Here is a 15,677-nt window from a genome sequence, read left to right on the forward strand (position 1 = left end):
CCGGCCCGGCTCAACCGACTACTACTGGCCGACCCCGACGATCACCGTGGCCCGGTGCAGGAACCCCACCACAGCCTGGGGTAGGAGCGATGGTCGAGTACCAGCCCATCGACCGGAGTGGCTTCGACACGGGCGACGACCCGTACCCGGCTCAACCGACTGCCACCGGCCGACCCCGACGAACAACCCCGACCCAGCGCGGAGACCCCACCACAGCCTGGGTAGAAGCGATGGATATCGGTCGTCCACGACGGGCGGTCAGGGTGCCGGCGCGACCTCCGCGAACCGATCCAGCCGACCCGCCTCACGCGCGGCGTCCATCTCGTCCTTCAGCCGCGCGAGCACCTCGCGGGTTGCCTTCGACCGGTTCTGCGTGAAGAACTGCAGCCCTGGCGCGCCCGCGGCCAGCAGGTCGCGGCACAGCTGCAGCGCCGCGCCCAGCCCGACCTCGCGGACCTCCTCCTTCGAGCCCGCGGCCCGCAGCCGCCCGACGAGGGCCTCAGGGAGCGGACGCCCCGACAGGTCGGCGAACCGTTCGATCTGCGTGATGACGGTCAGCGGCATGATGCCCGGGATGATCGGCACCGCACAGCCGAGCGCCCGCATCCGGGCCACCAGTTCGATGTAGCGGTCGGCGTCGAAGAACAGCTGCGTGATGGCGAACTCGGCCCCGGCCTCCACCTTCTCCTGCAGGATCCTTGCGTCAAGGTCAGCGTCGTTGCTCGTCTCGTGGGGTTGGGGAACGCGGCGACGCCGACGCAGAAGTCGCCCTGCTCACGGATGAACCGCACGAGTTCGGTGGCGTTGGTGAGGCCGTCGGGGTGTGCGCTCCACTCGCCGCCGCCGGGCATGTCGCCGCGGATGGCCAGGATGTTCGTGACACCCGCCTCGCGGTAGGCGGCGAGCGCCTCGGCGATGTCGGCCTTCGACTGGTCGACGCACGTCAGATGCCCCACCGTCAGCGGTCCACCCGAGCCGGCGATGCGCCGGGTGGCGCGGATTGTGCGGTCACGTCGGGACCCGTTCGCCCCGTAGGTCACAGACACGAAATCGGGACTGAGCGGTGACAGGGCATCGACCGCCCGCCAGAGGATCGGCTCCTCTTCCTCGGACCTGGGTGGGAAGAACTCGAACGAGAACAGGGGCCGCGGGCGGAGGCGAGCAGGGCGCCGACCGTCCCCGGTCGTGACGTGGTCAGAGGCATGCCCCCACAATAGGAGAGCCTTGCGGCCACTCGACTAAGCTGCCCACGTGAGACGCACGCTTGTTCCCGCCTCCCCGCTCAACGAGGGTTCCTGTCCGCGGTCGGCGAAACCATCGACCGGTTCCTCGCCTCCCAGCGCCCCCTCATCGACGAGGTCGGGGTGCCGGAGCTCCTGCGGGTGGCCCACCTCGCCACGGACGGAGGCAAGCGGCTGCGGCCCGCCTTCTGCTACTGGAGCCATGTCGCGGCGGCCGGCTTCCCCGAGGACGACGCGCCGCTGCTCGCGGTGGCCTCCTCCCTGGACCTGCTGCACGTCAGCGCCCTTGTCCACGACGACCTGATCGACGACGCCGACACCCGCCGCGGCCAGCCCGCCGCGCACAAGCGGTTCGAGGCATTCCACGCCGCGGAGGGTGGCGTCGGCGACGCGTCCGCCTTCGGCGTGTCCACCGCGATCCTGCTCGGCGACCTGCTGCTGATGTGGAGCCTCGAGCTGGCCGATTCGTCGCTCGCGCCGGGCCTCGAGCGCACCCGGCCGCTGCTCTCCGCGATGCGCAGCGAGGTGACGGCAGGGCAGTTCCTCGACGTCAGCGCACAGTACCGGGTGACCGGGGCGGCGACCTTCGCCGACGAGCTCGCCGTGGCGCGGCGCGTCCTCGAGTTCAAGTCGGCCCGCTACTCCATCCGCCGGCCCGCGCAGATCGGCGCGTCGCTCGGAGGCGCCGACGACGTCCTGCTGGGCGCGCTCGGCGAGTTCGGCTCCGTGATCGGGCGCGCCTTCCAGCTGCGCGACGACGTGCTCGGCGTCTACGGCGACCCGGCGGTCACCGGGAAGCCCTACGGCGGCGACATCCACGAGGGCAAGCGCACCGTGCTCGTGCTGACGGCGCTCGCCGACGGTTCGCCCGCCGCGGCCGCCGAGCTGACCGATCTGCTCGGGGCGGAGCGCCTGACTGACGGCGACATCGACCGCGCCGCCACCCTCATCGAGGCCACCGGCGCGAAGGCGGGCGTCGAGCGCATCATCGAGGAGAACCTGCGCCACGCCGAGCGGATCCTCTCCACCACCCCGATGACCGAGGAGGGTCGGACCGCGCTGGCAGCACTGGCGGACAAGAGCGTCAACCGTGCCAGCTGACCCTGCCACCACGCTCGGCACCACCGGGCTCAGCGCCGCCGAGGTCGCCGGGCGGATCGCCGCCGGGCAGGTCAACACGCTGCCGTCGCGCTCGGGTCGCTCCACGCTCGACATCGTGCGGGCCAATGTCCTGACCCGCGTCAACGCCATCCTCTTCGCCCTGTTCGTGTGCGTCGCCATCACCGGCCACCTCATCCAGGGCCTGTTCGGCATGCTGATCATCGCCAACTCGGTCATCGGCATCATCCAGGAGCTGCGCGCCAAGCACACCCTCGACAAGCTCGCGGTCGTCGGGAGGCCCACCCCACCGTCATCCGCGACGGGCGGCCGCGACAGATCGTGCGCGACGGCGTCGTGCTGGACGACCTGATCGCGGTGGCCCCGGCGAGCAGATCGTCGTCGACGGCAGCGTCGTGGGCTCCGACTACCTGGAGATCGACGAGTCGCTGCTCACCGGCGAGGCCGACCCGCTGCCGAAGAGCCCGGGCGACCCGGTGCTGTCGGGCTCGTTCGTGGTGTCGGGCACCGGCACCTACCGCGCCGAGAAGGTGGGCGCCGACGCCTACGCCGCCCAACTGACCGCGCAGGCCGCGAAGTTCACCCTCGTATCCTCCGAGCTGCGGCAGGGCATCAACAAGATCCTGAAGTACGTCACCTGGCTGCTGATCCCGGTGGGCATCCTCAACATCGCCGTCCAGTTCTCACAGCCGGACACCACGTGGCAGGAGGCAGTCCTGCGGATGACGGCGGCGCTGGTGCCGATGGTGCCCGAGGGCCTCGTGCTGCTGACGTCGATGGCCTTCGCGATCGGCGTGATCCGGCTGGGCCGCCGCAACGCACTGGTGCAGGAACTGCCCGCCATCGAGGGCCTCGCCCGGGTGAGCGTGGTGTGCGTCGACAAGACGGGACGCTGACCGAGCACGCCCTGACGCTCGGCGAGATCATCCCGCTGACCGACCGCGACGTGACCGCCGCGCTGACCCAACTGGTGGCCTCGGACCCCACCCCCAACGCATCCATGCAGGCGATCGACGCGGTGGTGCCCTCCGCCGCGGAGCCGTGGCCACTGCTGGTGCGGGCCCCGTTCTCCTCGGCGAAGAAGTGGTCGGGGGCGACCTTCGACGGCCACGGCAGCTGGCTGCTCGGCGCCGCCGACGTGCTGGCCGACGGCGAGGTCGCGGCCCGGGCGGAGGCCATCGGCGCCTCCGGCAGGCGCGTCCTGCTGCTCGCCACCTCCGATGTCGCGGTGGACTCCCCCGCCGCGCCCGGCACCGTCACCCCGCAGGCCCTGCTGGTGCTCGACCAGGTGACCCGCGCCGACGCGGCGGACACGCTGCGCTACTTCCGGGAGCAGGACGTCGCCGTGAAGGTGATCTCGGGCGACAACGCGGCCTCGGTCGGCGCGGTCACCCGCTCGCTCGGCGTCGCCATCGGCGAGGTCGTCGACGCCCGCACCCTCCCGCACCCGGCCCCGGGTTCATCGACGCCGTCAACGACGGCGACGTGTTCGGCCGCGTCACGCCCGAACAGAAGCGCCAGATGGTCGACGCGCTGCAGGCCCGCGGCCACTCCGTCGCCATGACCGGCGACGGCGTCAACGACGTGCTGGCCCTGAAGGACGCCGACCTCGGCGTCGCGATGGGCTCCGGGTCGTCGGCCACCCGTGCCGTCGCCCAGGTCGTGCTGCTGGACGACCGGTTCGAGTCGCTCCCGCACGTGGTGGCCGAGGGCCGGCGCGTCATCGGCAACATCGAGCGGGTCGCGAAACTGTTCCTCACCAAGACCATCTACTCGGTACTGCTCGCGCTCACCGTCGGCATCCTCGGGCTGCCCAACCCGTTCCTGCCGCTGCAGATCACGGTGGTGGGCTGGTTCACGATCGGCATCCCCGCCTTCCTGCTCAGCCTCGCCCCGAACCGGGAGCGCGCGCGGCCGGGCTTCGTGCGCCGCACCCTGGCCGTTGCCATCCCCGGCGGGGCGATCGTGGCAGCGGCGACGCTGACCACCTACCTCGTCACCCGCGGCCTCGGTGAGGTCAGCGACGCGGTGCAGGCGCAGGCCTCCACCGCCACGCTGATCACGCTCATCATGACCGCCACCTGGGTGCTGAGCATCGTGGCCCGCCCCTACGTGTGGTGGCGCGCGACGCTCGTGCTGTTCGCCTACGGCTTCTACTTCACCATGTTCGTGCTGCCGTTCGCCCAGCACTGGCTCGGCCTCGACGTGACGAGCCTGCCCGCCGTCACGTTCGGCGTGCTCGCCGGCCTCTTCGGCATGGTGGGCGTCGAGGTGCTGTGGTGGGTCACCGTCATCGTCCGCGGCGAGACGCCCCGGCTGTGGGTCAGGTCGCGAACGAGTCCGTCACGTAGGCCTCGGAGTCGGCGTCGGCCCGCCAGGCCGCCTTGACCGCCTCCGCGATGACGCGGACCTCGGCGAACGGGTCCTCCGCACGGAATACGGAGTTCGACACCGTCACCCTCCTGGCCCCCGCGTGCAGCACCGCCGTCACGTTGTGGCTGCCGATGCCGCCCGCGGCGAACCAGACAGGTCGCGCGGGAGGGCGAGGGTGGAAGGGCGGCCGCCATCTCCGCGATCACCGGGGAGACGTCGTCCCCGACGACCGCGGGCCCGAGGAAGCCGAACGCGAACGGGTCGCCGTCGATCTTGTCCGCGTCACCCGCATCGTCGATCGAGCGGCCGAAGAGGGTGAAGTCGTGCGGCCTCGGGAAGCCGAACGGCCGCCAGCCTGGGCGCTTGAGGAACACGACGTCGGCGCCGATCTCCATCGCCACGGCAAGGTCGTCGACCGCGACGAGGGCGGGGAGCCCGAACAGGCGGTTCCTGGCCACCTTGATCGCCCCGGCCGCCTCCTCGGTGCTGCGGTTTCCCTTCGAAAACACCAGCAGATCGGCACCGTGCGCGGCGAAGTCGGCGGCCTCGGGTCCGGACACCTCCGGTGGCAGGACGAGCGCCACCTGCGAGGTGCGGAGACGGGTTGTCAGCGGCACGAGAGCAGTCACGGTGCCCCTTTCCTGCGTTGGGTCTCGGCCACACTCTATTGGGTCCGACCCCTAGTCCGCAGGCAGGTCGGTGAGACCCGTCCGGCGCGGCGTCGGGCACCCCGCTGGGAGGGTGCATACAATCGAGGGCGGTCGGTGATACCGGCACGCTTTCCCCTAGCGTTCCTGGAGTGGCATGAGCAGCACTTTCGACCCGTTGGTCGGCCAGGTGCTCGACGGGCGCTACGAGATCGTGGCCAGGGTGGCCCGTGGGGCATGGCCACCGTCTACCGGGCCCGCGACCAGCGACTGTCGCGCGTGGTGGCGGTCAAGGTGATGCGCAGCGACCTCGGTGAGGACGACGAGTTCGCGGCCAAGTTCGACCGCGAGGCCCGCTCCGCCGCCGTGCTGAGCCACCCCAACGTCGTCAGCATCTTCGACCAGGGCAGCTCGCACGGCCAGCCCTACATCGTGATGGAGTTCATCGACGGCGAAACCCTCCGCCGGCTGATCTCCCGGGAGGCGCCGCTGCCCCCGGCGCTGGCGCTCGAGCTGTTCGAGCAGGTGGCGGCCGCGCTCGCGGCAGCCCACGAGGCGGGCGTCGTGCACCGCGACATCAAGCCGGAAAACGTGATGCTCACCGACCGCGGTCGGGTGAAGGTGGCCGACTTCGGGCTGGCCCGCCAGGTGGGCTCCCCGCAGATGACCGCCACCGGTGTGCTGCTCGGCACCGCGAGCTACCTCCCGCCCGAACTGGTTACCCACGCGCGCCCCGATCACCGCAGCGACATCTATTCGGCGGGCGTCGTGCTGTTCGAGATGCTGACCGGCGCAAAGCCGCACACGGGCGAGAACAACTACCAGATCGCCTACCGGCACGTCAATGTCGACATCGAGAAGCCGTCGGAGCGACTCGCCGAGCTCGGAATGGGCGGGCAGCATCCGCTGCCCGACTACCTCGACACGCTCGTGCTCGCCGCCACCAGGCGCGACCCGAGGGCCCGGATCCCCGACGGTCAGGAGCTGCTGGCCGCGGTGCGGAAGGTGCGCCAGGAGATGGCCCGCGACGGCTCCGACAACCCCGAACTCGCGGCCTCCCTGCTGCCCGAGAGCCCCGACGAGGGCGTCACCGAGCGACTCCGGCCCGCCAACGGCCGAGGCCGTCGTCCGCGCCGACCCCGGACACCGTCGTGGTGGGTCGCTCCGAGTGGAGGGCCGCCGAATCCGCGGCATCGACCCCGATCCCGCCGCCCGACCGGCAGCCGGTCGTTCCCGAATCCTCGCTGGCCCATTCCCGCGCAGCCAGCGCACGCCGGTCTTCCCGCCGCTGCACATCTCGCATGACCCGGTGCACAAGCGCAGGCGCGGGGTCATCGCGCTGCTGCTCGTGCTGCTGCTCACGGCCGGCGCGGGCGTCGGTTCGTGGTGGGCCATGTCGGGCCGCTTCACCACCGTCCCCGCCGTGGCGGGCATGAACCAGACCACGGCGACCGAGGCGGCCAAGGCCAACGACCTGGGCGTCACCGTCACCGAGGAGCACTCGGAGACCGTGCCCGTCGGAATGGTGATCCGCACGGATCCCACCTCCGGGGAGCGGCTGGTCCGCGGCTCCGAGTTCACGCTCGTCATGTCGCTCGGGCCCGAGCGCTACCCCGCCCCAGGCTGGTGGGGCTCACCCGCGAGGAGGCCGAGAAGGCGCTCACCGACGGCAGGCTTGCCGTCGGGAAGGTCACCGAGGCCTGGTCGGAGGACAAGGCCGCGGGCACCGTGCTGAAGGCATCCGTCGAGGAGGGCGCTGAGCTCAAGCGCGACACGCCTGTCGACCTGACCGTCTCCAAGGGCCGCGAACCCATCCGGGTGCCCGACCTGGTCGGTTCGTCCGCCGCGAACGCTGAGAAGGAACTGGACGACCTCGGCTTCAGGGTGAGCGTCAAGGAGGAGAACTCCGCGACGGTCGAGAAGGGCAACGTGATCCGGCAGGACCCCCGCAGCGGCAACCTGTACCGCGGCGACACCGTGACGATCGTCAGGTCGCTCGGGCCGCAGATGGTCACCATCCCCGGCGTGTGGGGCAAGAACGCGGACGACGCGAAGAAGATCCTCGAGGATCTCGACCTGAAGGTGGAGATCCAGAACGACTCGGGATTCGGGCTGCCCCTGAACCTGGCAAAGTCGACCGACCCGGCCGAGGGCAGCAAGGTGCCGGTAGGCAGTACCGTGAAGCTGATCATCGTCTGATCGGAGGCTGACACCATGGATCTCGGTCCCCTGCTGATCGTGCTCGTCGTCGCCGTGGCCATCGGCCTCGGCCTCTGGGCATGGCTGCACCACCGCTACGTGAAGTCGTTCGAGTCGCGTGGCTGGACGTACCTCGGGTCGCCGTCCATCGCGATCGCGCACGGCCTGAACGTGCCGCCCTTCGGCGAGGGCTTCGAACGCAGCGTGAAGAAGCAGGTGACCGGCGCCGCCCCGACGGCACGCCGTTTTCCGCCTTCCACTACGACTCGACCAGCTACGGCAGGGCGGGTTTCGTCCTGACGATGCCGCTGCCCCACTCCATGCCGCTGGCGATCGTGCCGCGGGGCAGGCCGCAGTGGTGACCGGCGACCCCCGGTACGCCTCCGAGCTCGCCTCGGCGCTCGCTCCCGCCCGCGCCAACGACCTGACCGTCGACCACGACCGGCTGGTGCTGCTCGGTGTTGAGGACGACGCGGCCGCGCTCGGCGTCGCCGTCGAGGCGCTGGCCGCCGCCCGCTCGGCGCTGCTCACCGGCCCCGCCGCCGACCTGGTCGGCCCCACACCGCCGCAGGGCTGAGCTTCAGCAACCACCCCGACTGGACCTACCGCGACCGCGACGACTCCATGCTCGACATGGTCGACGTCACCCGGGTCGGCTCCCGCCACGAGGCCCACGACGTCATCGTGGCAGGCAACGCGAACCTGCCGTTCATCCGGCTGCGGCACACCTGGCAGACGACGAGCACCAGCACCGACTCCGAGGGTCGCACCCACACCACTACCCACAACCACACGGAGACGGTGTGCGAGTTCCGCACCGCGTTCCCGTTCATCGACCTCGGCGTCAACTGGGGCCTGATGGGGCGGAGCCAGCGCTTCGAGTGGGAGGCGTTCAACAAGGCGTTCCGGATCGAGAGCGACTCCGAGCGGATCGCCCACGCCGTGATCCACCAGCGTCAGATGGAGTACCTGATGGCGACGCGGCCGCCGAAGTTCCGGATCGGGCACCGGGCCGGATCCGGCTCGCGGTCGACTCCGACTGGCTGCCTGAGGACATCGAGGGGCCGACGCGTTCCTGCGCGGCTTCTTCGCACGCGTGCCAGACCACGTGTGGCAGGAGCTCGGCGCGTGGCCGCGGCCGATCCCCGAACTGGAGGTCGGCCCGTCGACCGAACGCGAGGGCGCGCTCGACTGACGCCCGTCAGCCCAGGAGCGACCCGATCGTCGCCCCGGCCGAGGCGCAGGCGTCCGCGGTCACGTCCAGGTGCGTGACGGCCCGCAGCGCGTCGGGGCCGAGCACGCTGATCAGCACGCCCCGCTCCCTCAGCCGTGCGGCCACCGCGGGTGCGTCCGGGTGGGGATCAGCACGATGTTCGTCGACGGATCGTCGACGGCGCCGGGCCGCACCGCGTTGATGGCGTCGGCCAGCGTCCGTGCGGAGGCGTGGTCCTCGGAGACCCGGGCCAGGTTGTGGCGCAGCGCATACGAGCCGGCCGCGGCGAGCATGCCCGCCTGCCGCCAGCCGGCACCGAGCCGCTTGCGCTGCACCCGGGCGCGGGCGATGTCGTCGGCCGTGCCGACCAGCACGGAACCGACGGGCGCGCCGAGGCCCTTGGACAGGCACAGGCTGACGGTGTCGAACAGGGCCCGTATGCGCTGAGCGGGCGGCCGGTGACGGCCACCGCGTTGGCCAGCCGTGCGCCGTCGAGGTGGGTCTTCACACCTGCCGCGTGCGCGCCCGCGGTGACGGCCACCAGTTCAGCGTGATCCTGCACCGTGCCGCCGCCGAAGTTGTGGGTGTCCTCCACTGCGAGGCAGGCGGTCTCGACGAGGTAGGGTCCGCAGTCGACGGCGAGCATCTTCAGCGCATCGGCGGCCACGAGAGCGCCCCGTTCGGAGGTCCAGGTGCGCATGGTGACGCCGTGCAGCGCCCCGTGGGCACCCATCTCGGCGCGCGCGATGTGGGCGTACCCGTCGCACAGCACCTCGGAGCCCACCGGGGTGTGGAGCCAGACGCCGAGCAGGTTCGACAGTGAACCGGTCGCGCAGAACAGGCCCGCCTCCTTGCCGAACAGTGCCGCGGTCTCCGCCTCGAGCGCGGCGACGCTGGGTCCTCCGCGTAGACGTCGTCACCGACGGGGCCGCGAGCATCGCCTCGACCATCCCGGCGGACGGCCGGGTGACGGTGTCGCTGCGGAGGTCGATCACAGTTCCTTGGCCTTGAACCGCTGCACCGGGTTGTCGTGGTTCATGCGGCCGTTGCGCAGCCTGCGGGCCACGGTGAACGCCAGTTCCAGCGACTGGTTGCGGTTCAGCCGCGGGTCGCACACCGTCTCGTAGCGGCTCTCCAGATCGGATTCGCTGAGGTTGGCGACGCCGCCGACGCACTCGGTGACGTCGTCACCCGTGAGCTCGACGTGCAGGCCGCCCGGCCAGGTGCCGAGCTGCTCGTGGACGTCGAAGAAGCCGTTGACCTCGTCGGCGACGTCGGCGAACGAGCGCGTCTTGTAGCCGTTGGCCGCCTCGAACGTGTTGCCGTGCATCGGGTCGCACACCCAGGCGACCTTGCGGCCGGTGGCCTCGACGCCCGCGATGACGGAGGGGAGCACCTCGCGCACCTTGCCCGCACCCATCCGGGTGATGAACGTGAGCCGGCCGGGGATCCGGTCGGGGTCGAGGGCGTCGGCGAGCGCGATGGCCTGTTCGGCCGTCGTGGTGGGGCCCAGCTTCACGCCGAGCGGGTTGCGCACGCGGCTCAGCAGTTCGACGTGCGCGCCGTCGAGCTGACGGGTGCGCTCGCCGATCCACAGCATGTGGCCGGAGCAGCCGTACAGGTCCTCGGAGCGGGAGTCGACGCGGGTGAGGGCCCGCTCGTACTCGAGGAGCAGCGCCTCATGCGAGGCGTAGAAGTCGACGGTGCTGAGCGACTCGTCGTGGACGCCGCAGGCGACCATGAAGGCCAGCGCGCGGTCGATCTCGGAGGCGAGCTCCTCGTACTCCTGCTCCACCTCGGAGTCGGCGACGAACTGGGCGTTCCAGCTGTGCACGCCGCGGAGGTTGGCGAAGCCGCCCTTCACGAACGCGCGCACCAGGTTCAGCGTCGCCGCCGAGGAGTTGTAGACGTCCAGCAGCCGCTGGGGGTCGTGGGCGCGGGATGCGGGGTCGAACTCGAAGCCGTTGATGGCGTCACCGCGGTAGGCGGGCAGCGTCACGTCGCCGCGCGTCTCGGTGTCCTTGGAGCGGGGCTTGGCATACTGGCCGGCGATCCGGCCCACCTTCACGACGGGCACCTGCGCGGCGTAGGTCATCACGACGGCCATCGACAGCTGCACGAGCAGCTTGCGCTTGATGTTGTCGGCCGTGACGGCATCGAAGGTCTCGGCGCAGTCACCGCCCTGCAGCAGGAACGCGCGACCCTCGGCCACGTCGGCGAGCTTGGCGCGCAGATCGTCGCACTCGCCGGCGAACACGAGGGTGGGAGCCGCTCCAACTGGTCGATGGTGCGGTCAAGGGCCGCCTGGTCCGGGTAGCTGGGCTGCTGGACGAAGGGCAGCGCGCGCAGTTCTTCCCGGGAGATGATGCTCGACATGGGCGTCAGATTACCCACCACCCCACGGCGACCCTCCGCGTCGGACGCCCGTGGACGGCTCAGGAATCGGGGTCGTGGAGGCCGTTGTCGATGGCGTAGAGGGTCAGCTCGACGCGGTTGTGCAACTGCAGTTTCCGCAGCACGTTCTGCACGTGGTTCTGCACGGTGCGGTGCGAGACGAACAACTCGTCCGCGATCTCCCGGTAGGCCATCCCCTTCGCCACGCGGCGCAGCACCTCGATCTCACGCGTGGTCAGAACGGGTCCCTCCTCGTTGTGCGACCGGGCCACGTTGACCATCCTGCGGAACTCGCCGAGCACGAGGCCCGCCAGGCCGGGCGTGAAGACGGCGTCGCCGACGGCCGTGCGCTGCACGCCCTCGATCAGCTCCTCCTTGGACGCCGACTTCACCAGGTAGCCCTTCGCACCCGCCTTCATCGCCCGCAGCACGTCGTCGCGTTCGCCGCTGGCTGACATCACCAGCACGTGCATGTCGGGGAACTCGCCGAGCAGGATCTCGATGCAGGTCGCCCCGTCCGGTTCGGGGATCTGCAGGTCCATCACGACGATCTCGGGCCTCGTGGCCCGTGCCCTGGCAAGGCACTCGGTGCCGTTCTTGGCCACCGCCACGATCTCGAACCCCACCTCGGTCAGGTCCTCGCTCAGGGCATCGATCCACATCGGGTGGTCGTCGACAAGCATCACGCGCCTGCGTCCGGTCATCAGTCCTCCATGTCATCCGACTCGATCGGGAACCGCAGCTCCCATTCCGTACCCGCACCGGGCGACGACTTCAGGATCGCGGATCCCCCAGGTCGTCCATCCGCCCGACGATCGAGTCCCGGATCCCGAGGCGGCCCTTGTCGGTCGCCTCCTGAAGCTGCGCGGCGCTCATGCCGTGCCCATTGTCGCGGACCCACAGGATCACCTCGTCGTCGAGTTCCTGGTCGAGCAGGATCCAGACCTTCGCGTCGGGCCCGGCGTGCTTCTCGACATTCATCAGGATCTCCGCGAGGGTGCGTTCCACCTCGTCGACCAGGCGGCGGGGCGCCATGACCAGGCTCGCCATCGTCGAGACGGTGACGCGCGCCGAGGCGTACTTGTCCAGTGCGGCCGCGAGGTCCACCGTCCCGCCGTGCTCGATGTCGCGGATCTCCCTGTCCTGCAGCAGGATCCGCAGTTGCGCCTCCGATTCGCGTGCCAGGGCCGCCAGCCGGATGCCACGGGGCCGAGCGACGGGCCCTCGCGCTCCACCAGCGCGAGCACCTGCAGGGCGCCGTCGTGGACGATCCGCGAGAGTCGCTCCCGCTCGGCGAGCGCCGCGCTGCGGAGCCGTTCCTGCTCCTGCTCCCCAGCGTCGCCCGGAACTGCGTCACCAGGCTGCCGAGGCAGGCGGTCAGCAGGATGGTCATGAAGGCGGCGCCGACCCGCTCCATGGCGAAGTGGCCGGGTGGGCGAGCAGCGCGGCCGACGTGATCAGCGCGAACGCGGTGCCCCAGCGGTAACTGAGGAAGATCGCGGCGTAGGCGGCGCAACCGCCGGCCCAGTAGCCGGCCAGCGACAGCGGCGCCCGCCGGGCGGCACAGTCACGATGGTGGTCAGGATGATGACCACGGTCACCGCAAGGTCGGCGACGAACGCCCGCCTGGTGCGCCTGCCGGGTCTGCGCATCCGCAGGGAGATGAACACCTGCCAGAACGCGAGCGCGAGCGACGCTGCGAGCACCCCACCGGGGAGGTGGCGCGGGGCGCCACGATCAACAGGTTCACCGTGATGGCGTGGACCGCGAGGATGCTGCGCGCCACCTCGCACACCGCGTAGACGCGGCCGAGGGTGTCTGTCGGGTCACGGAACCAGAGGACGTGGCGCCGGAGCCAGCCCAGCAGCCGCGTCGTCGGGTCAGGCTTCGGCACGCGGCGCCCGTGGTTCGATGACGGGGGCTCGCCGCCCCGGGCCGCTCGAGGACGAACCCGTCCGCCTGCTCGGGGTGAGATCGCCCGACTTCACCCGCAACGCGTAGACGTCGACGTACTCCTGGCCCGTCAGGCTCTGGATGGCGGCCATCGCCTCGTCCGTGACGTAGCGCAGCACCTTGCTGTTGCCGGGCGTGTCGTAGAACTCGGAGAAGTCGAGGGCCTGCCGATCACCACCACGGGCGGCGCGCCCACGGGAGCCCGAACGGGCCCTTGACCGACTTGGTGCCCGCGACGCCGACGGGGATCACGGGGACGCGGTTGTTGAGCGCCATCCGGGCCATCCCCGTCTTTCCCTTGTAGAGGCGCCCATCGGGTGAGCGGGTGCCCTCCGGATAGATGGCGACGACCTGGCCCTCGGCGAGCACCGCAGAGATCGCCTCGAGCGCGTTGGCCGACGCCCGGCCCCCGCTGCGGTCCATCGGCACCATCTTGATGATCTTCAGGAACCACGCGACGATCCTGTTACCGACGCCACCCTTGCCGCTGAACAGCTCCGCCTTCGCCGGGAAGGTGATGGGCCGCGGCATCATCGCGGGCACCACCAGCGAGTCGAGCGCCCCGATGTGATTGGAGGCCAGGATCGCGCCGCCCTCCTTGGGGAAGTGCTCCTCCCCGTAGACAAGGGTTCCGTAGCTGTACTTCACCATCGGCCTGACGATCGTGAACTTGAAGAAGCGGTACCAGAACATGGGCGGCATTCTATCCCGACCCGCGCCGACGCCCTTATCCTGCAGCCATGGCATCCATGCACCGCAGGCCACCGGAGATCTGGCCCGAGGCACGCACCCTGAGGGTCGGGGAGGGACGGATCGGTGTCGTGATGAGCCACGGCTTCACCGGATCGGTCCAGTCGATCGCGCCGTGGGCCCGCGCGCTCGCCACCCCGTCGGAGGGTTGGGAGGGCGCCCGCGTCATCGCGCCACGGCTGCCCGGCCACGGCACCACCTGGCGCGACCTGGCCCGGACCCGCTGGTGGGACTGGTACGCCGCCGTCGAGGAGGCATACCTCGAGCTGGCCGGGCCGACCGGACCCGTCTTCGTGGCCGGCCTGTCGATGGGAGGGCCCTCGCCCTGCGGCTCGCGGAGCAGCGGAAGGTGGCGGGCATCCTGCTCGTCAATCCCGCCATCGCGACCCGCGACAGGCGCATCCCGCCCGCGGCCCTCCTGCACCGGGTGCTCCCCTCCCAGAAGGGCATCGCCTCCGACATCGCGAAGCCGGGCATCGAGGAGCGCGGCTACCCGAGGTTCTCCGTGACGAGCCTGTCGACCATGACGGGGCTGTGGAGCGACGCGCGGCGCGGGTTGGGCGACATCACCGCCCCGGTGCTGCTGATGCGTTCGGCCGAGGACCACGTGGTCGACGACCTGAGCGGGGAGCTGATCGGCAGGCGGGTCGCCGACGTGACGTCGGTGACGCTGCAGCGCAGCTTCCATGTGGCAACGCTCGACCACGACGCCGACGTGATCGTCGAAGAGTCGCGGCGGTTCATCACCCGCCACGCCTGAGGGCGGCGGGCGTCAGCCGAGAACGCGGCGGGCGCCGGTGAACGGCATCGAGTTCAGGCTGGTCACGCGGACACCGGAGCGCGGGTTGGCCGCGTCGACGATCTTGCCGTTGCCGATGTAGAGGCCCACGTGGCTGACGGGGCTGTAGTAGAACACGAGGTCGCCGGGCGGAGCTGCGACTTCGAGACCTTGGTACCCACCGAGCTGTACTGGCCGCGCGACGATCGGGTGATGTTGATGCCCACCTGCCGGTACGCCCAGCTGGTGAGACCGGAGCAGTCGAACGTGTTCTCGCCGGAGGTACCCCAGACGTAGCGGCTGCCGACCTTGCTGAGGGCGGCGTCGACGACGCGCTGGGCGCGGTCGGAGCCACCGGTCGACGGCGCGGGTTCCGAGGCCGACTCCTTGTCGGAGGAAGCCTGCGGGGCGGGCGACGCGATGCTGCCCGCGGCCTGGGTGCGGCTCGCGGCCTCCGCGGCGGCCTGCTCGGCCTCCGCGGCACGGATCCGCTCGGCCTCGATCGCGGCCAGGCGCTGCCGCTCCTGCTCGGAGAGGCGGTCGTAGACGGCCTGCGCCTCGGACTCCAACGCGTCGTAGTCGGAGGCGAGCGCGACCTTCGCTGCGGCGTCGGTCTCGAGCTGCCCCTGCGTGACGGCGACGTCCTCCTCGAGGGCGGTGAGCCGGGCCTGGTCGACCTGGAGCTGCTGGATGCCCGCGTTGGACCGGTCGACCTCGACCTGCAGCACGCCGAGGCCGCTCAGGAAGTTGCCCGCGTCGCTGCTCGTGAGGAGCTGGGCGGCGAGCGAGACCGAGTCGGTGTGCATCTGGACGGCGCCGACGTCACCCAGCTGGGCCGCGAGCCGGTCGACGGAGGCGCGCTGCGTGGCGACGTCCTCCCCGAGCCGCTTCAGCTTCACCTGGTTCTCGTCGACCCGCTCGTGGGCCTCGATGATCTGCTGATCGATCGCAGACGCCTCCTGGTGGATGCGCGCGAGGTCGGCGCGCGCCCGCTCGACCGCATCGGGATC

At 70.9% G+C, this 15,677-nt stretch carries 20 protein-coding genes and 4 pseudogenes; 13 read left to right on the plus strand and 11 right to left on the minus strand.

The window, feature by feature from the left end:
* Positions 1-258 precede the first annotated feature (258 nt).
* Positions 259-1,214: pseudogene (locus G7085_RS33965) on the minus strand (methylenetetrahydrofolate reductase).
* A 150-nt stretch (positions 1,215-1,364) separates the two neighbouring features.
* Between G7085_RS33965 and G7085_RS03240 the strand changes: the two are divergent.
* From G7085_RS03240 to G7085_RS23715, 5 genes are read left to right on the plus strand one after another with little or no spacing between them, the layout of a single operon-like run.
* A complete protein-coding gene (locus G7085_RS03240; RefSeq protein WP_197509953.1) occupies positions 1,365-2,342 on the plus strand; it encodes a polyprenyl synthetase family protein in 978 nt (325 codons plus the stop codon).
* Positions 2,332-2,712 (plus strand): hypothetical protein, encoded by a 381-nt coding sequence (locus G7085_RS03245; protein ID WP_197509954.1) that lies wholly within the window; start codon positions 2,332-2,334, stop codon positions 2,710-2,712. The genes G7085_RS03240 and G7085_RS03245 overlap by 11 nt, the downstream gene beginning before the upstream one ends.
* A gap of 43 nt (positions 2,713-2,755) precedes the next feature.
* Positions 2,756-3,256, plus strand: coding sequence for a P-type ATPase (locus G7085_RS03250; RefSeq protein WP_197509955.1), 501 nt, complete (start codon positions 2,756-2,758; stop codon positions 3,254-3,256).
* The gene (locus G7085_RS23710) at positions 3,232-3,924 is read left to right on the plus strand and encodes an HAD family hydrolase (RefSeq protein WP_231979175.1); all 693 of its coding nucleotides are present in this window, start codon (positions 3,232-3,234) and stop codon (positions 3,922-3,924) included. The genes G7085_RS03250 and G7085_RS23710 overlap by 25 nt, the downstream gene beginning before the upstream one ends.
* Positions 3,846-4,748: an HAD-IC family P-type ATPase gene (locus tag G7085_RS23715; protein ID WP_331715441.1), complete on the plus strand. Its 903-nt coding sequence runs from the start codon at positions 3,846-3,848 to the stop codon at positions 4,746-4,748. Before G7085_RS23710 ends, G7085_RS23715 begins: the two co-directional genes overlap by 79 nt.
* Here the strand turns inward: G7085_RS23715 and G7085_RS03260 are convergent.
* A complete protein-coding gene (locus G7085_RS03260; protein ID WP_197509956.1) occupies positions 4,684-4,842 on the minus strand; it encodes a hypothetical protein in 159 nt (52 codons plus the stop codon). The two genes, G7085_RS23715 and G7085_RS03260, sit on opposite strands and share 65 nt — an antisense overlap.
* Positions 4,843-5,617: 775 nt before the next feature.
* Between G7085_RS03260 and G7085_RS03265 the strand changes: the two genes are divergently transcribed.
* From G7085_RS03265 to G7085_RS03290, 6 genes are read left to right on the plus strand one after another with little or no spacing between them, the layout of a single operon-like run.
* On the plus strand, positions 5,618-6,685 hold the full coding sequence (locus G7085_RS03265) for a protein kinase domain-containing protein (RefSeq protein ID WP_197509957.1): 1,068 nt from the start codon (positions 5,618-5,620) through the stop codon (positions 6,683-6,685).
* A 4-nt stretch (positions 6,686-6,689) separates the two neighbouring features.
* On the plus strand, positions 6,690-7,115 hold the full coding sequence (locus G7085_RS03270; RefSeq protein WP_197509958.1) for a PASTA domain-containing protein: 426 nt from the start codon (positions 6,690-6,692) through the stop codon (positions 7,113-7,115).
* Complete coding sequence (locus G7085_RS03275) at positions 7,007-7,579, plus strand: PASTA domain-containing protein (protein WP_197509959.1); 573 nt, start codon at positions 7,007-7,009, stop codon at positions 7,577-7,579. Before G7085_RS03270 ends, G7085_RS03275 begins: the two co-directional genes overlap by 109 nt.
* 15 nt (positions 7,580-7,594) lie before the next feature.
* Positions 7,595-7,879 carry a hypothetical protein gene (locus G7085_RS03280; protein ID WP_197509960.1) on the plus strand — a complete coding sequence of 95 codons (285 nt, stop codon included), beginning with the start codon at positions 7,595-7,597 and terminating at the stop codon, positions 7,877-7,879.
* A gap of 58 nt (positions 7,880-7,937) precedes the next feature.
* A complete protein-coding gene (locus G7085_RS03285) occupies positions 7,938-8,156 on the plus strand; it encodes a hypothetical protein (protein ID WP_197509961.1) in 219 nt (72 codons plus the stop codon).
* 47 nt (positions 8,157-8,203) lie between these two features.
* The gene (locus tag G7085_RS03290) at positions 8,204-8,851 is read left to right on the plus strand and encodes a hypothetical protein (RefSeq protein WP_197509962.1); all 648 of its coding nucleotides are present in this window, start codon (positions 8,204-8,206) and stop codon (positions 8,849-8,851) included.
* Between the two features lie 51 nt (positions 8,852-8,902).
* On the opposite strand, the pseudogene G7085_RS33970 reads toward G7085_RS03290, so the two are convergent.
* The 4 genes and pseudogenes from G7085_RS33970 to G7085_RS03310 form a co-directional block, all read right to left on the minus strand.
* A pseudogene (locus tag G7085_RS33970) lies at positions 8,903-9,654 on the minus strand (threonine aldolase family protein).
* Between the two features lie 129 nt (positions 9,655-9,783).
* Positions 9,784-11,189 (minus strand): annotated as a pseudogene (locus tag G7085_RS03300) (class II 3-deoxy-7-phosphoheptulonate synthase).
* Between the two features lie 38 nt (positions 11,190-11,227).
* Complete coding sequence (locus G7085_RS03305; RefSeq protein ID WP_197509963.1) at positions 11,228-11,890, minus strand: response regulator; 663 nt, start codon at positions 11,888-11,890, stop codon at positions 11,228-11,230.
* Positions 11,891-11,960: 70 nt separating this feature from the next.
* Positions 11,961-12,293, minus strand: coding sequence for an ATP-binding protein (locus tag G7085_RS03310; protein WP_197509964.1), 333 nt, complete (start codon positions 12,291-12,293; stop codon positions 11,961-11,963).
* Between the two features lie 155 nt (positions 12,294-12,448).
* Between G7085_RS03310 and G7085_RS03315 the strand changes: the two genes are divergently transcribed.
* A complete protein-coding gene (locus G7085_RS03315; RefSeq protein ID WP_197509965.1) occupies positions 12,449-12,643 on the plus strand; it encodes a hypothetical protein in 195 nt (64 codons plus the stop codon).
* Here the strand turns inward: G7085_RS03315 and G7085_RS23730 are convergent, their stop codons facing one another.
* Genes G7085_RS23730 through G7085_RS03330 form a run of 4 tightly spaced genes read right to left on the minus strand, consistent with a single transcriptional unit; the run spans position 12,644 to position 13,832 of the window.
* Positions 12,644-12,787, minus strand: coding sequence for a hypothetical protein (locus G7085_RS23730; protein WP_231979176.1), 144 nt, complete (start codon positions 12,785-12,787; stop codon positions 12,644-12,646).
* Positions 12,784-13,080, minus strand: a complete 297-nt coding sequence (locus G7085_RS03320; RefSeq protein WP_197509966.1) for a hypothetical protein — start codon at positions 13,078-13,080, stop codon at positions 12,784-12,786. The genes G7085_RS23730 and G7085_RS03320 overlap by 4 nt, the downstream gene beginning before the upstream one ends.
* Positions 13,067-13,258, minus strand: a complete 192-nt coding sequence (locus tag G7085_RS03325) for a hypothetical protein (RefSeq protein ID WP_197509967.1) — start codon at positions 13,256-13,258, stop codon at positions 13,067-13,069. The genes G7085_RS03320 and G7085_RS03325 overlap by 14 nt, the downstream gene beginning before the upstream one ends.
* Positions 13,259-13,310: 52 nt before the next feature.
* A complete protein-coding gene (locus G7085_RS03330; protein ID WP_197509968.1) occupies positions 13,311-13,832 on the minus strand; it encodes a lysophospholipid acyltransferase family protein in 522 nt (173 codons plus the stop codon).
* A 283-nt stretch (positions 13,833-14,115) separates the two neighbouring features.
* On the opposite strand from G7085_RS03330, the gene G7085_RS23735 reads away from it, so the two are divergent.
* Complete coding sequence (locus G7085_RS23735; RefSeq protein ID WP_231979177.1) at positions 14,116-14,649, plus strand: alpha/beta hydrolase; 534 nt, start codon at positions 14,116-14,118, stop codon at positions 14,647-14,649.
* Positions 14,650-14,661: 12 nt separating this feature from the next.
* Here the strand turns inward: G7085_RS23735 and G7085_RS23740 are convergent.
* Positions 14,662-15,473, minus strand: a pseudogene (locus tag G7085_RS23740) (C40 family peptidase).
* Positions 15,474-15,677: the final 204 nt, after the last annotated feature.

It is taken from the genome of Tessaracoccus coleopterorum, from assembly GCF_011174705.1.
Classification (GTDB): domain Bacteria; phylum Actinomycetota; class Actinomycetes; order Propionibacteriales; family Propionibacteriaceae; genus Arachnia; species Arachnia coleopterorum.

What these genes read in the sequence shown, in the direction of transcription:
- G7085_RS03265 (WP_197509957.1), top strand. Translation starts at nt 5,618, where the DNA reads ATGGCCACCGTCTACCGGGCCCGCGACCAGCGACTGTCGCGCGTGGTG.
- G7085_RS03280 (WP_197509960.1), top strand. Translation starts at nt 7,595, where the DNA reads ATGGATCTCGGTCCCCTGCTGATCGTGCTCGTCGTCGCCGTGGCCATC.
- G7085_RS03290 (WP_197509962.1), top strand. Translation starts at nt 8,204, where the DNA reads ATGCTCGACATGGTCGACGTCACCCGGGTCGGCTCCCGCCACGAGGCC.
- G7085_RS03305 (WP_197509963.1), bottom strand. Translation starts at nt 11,890, where the DNA reads ATGACCGGACGCAGGCGCGTGATGCTTGTCGACGACCACCCGATGTGG.
- G7085_RS03330 (WP_197509968.1), bottom strand. Translation starts at nt 13,832, where the DNA reads ATGTTCTGGTACCGCTTCTTCAAGTTCACGATCGTCAGGCCGATGGTG.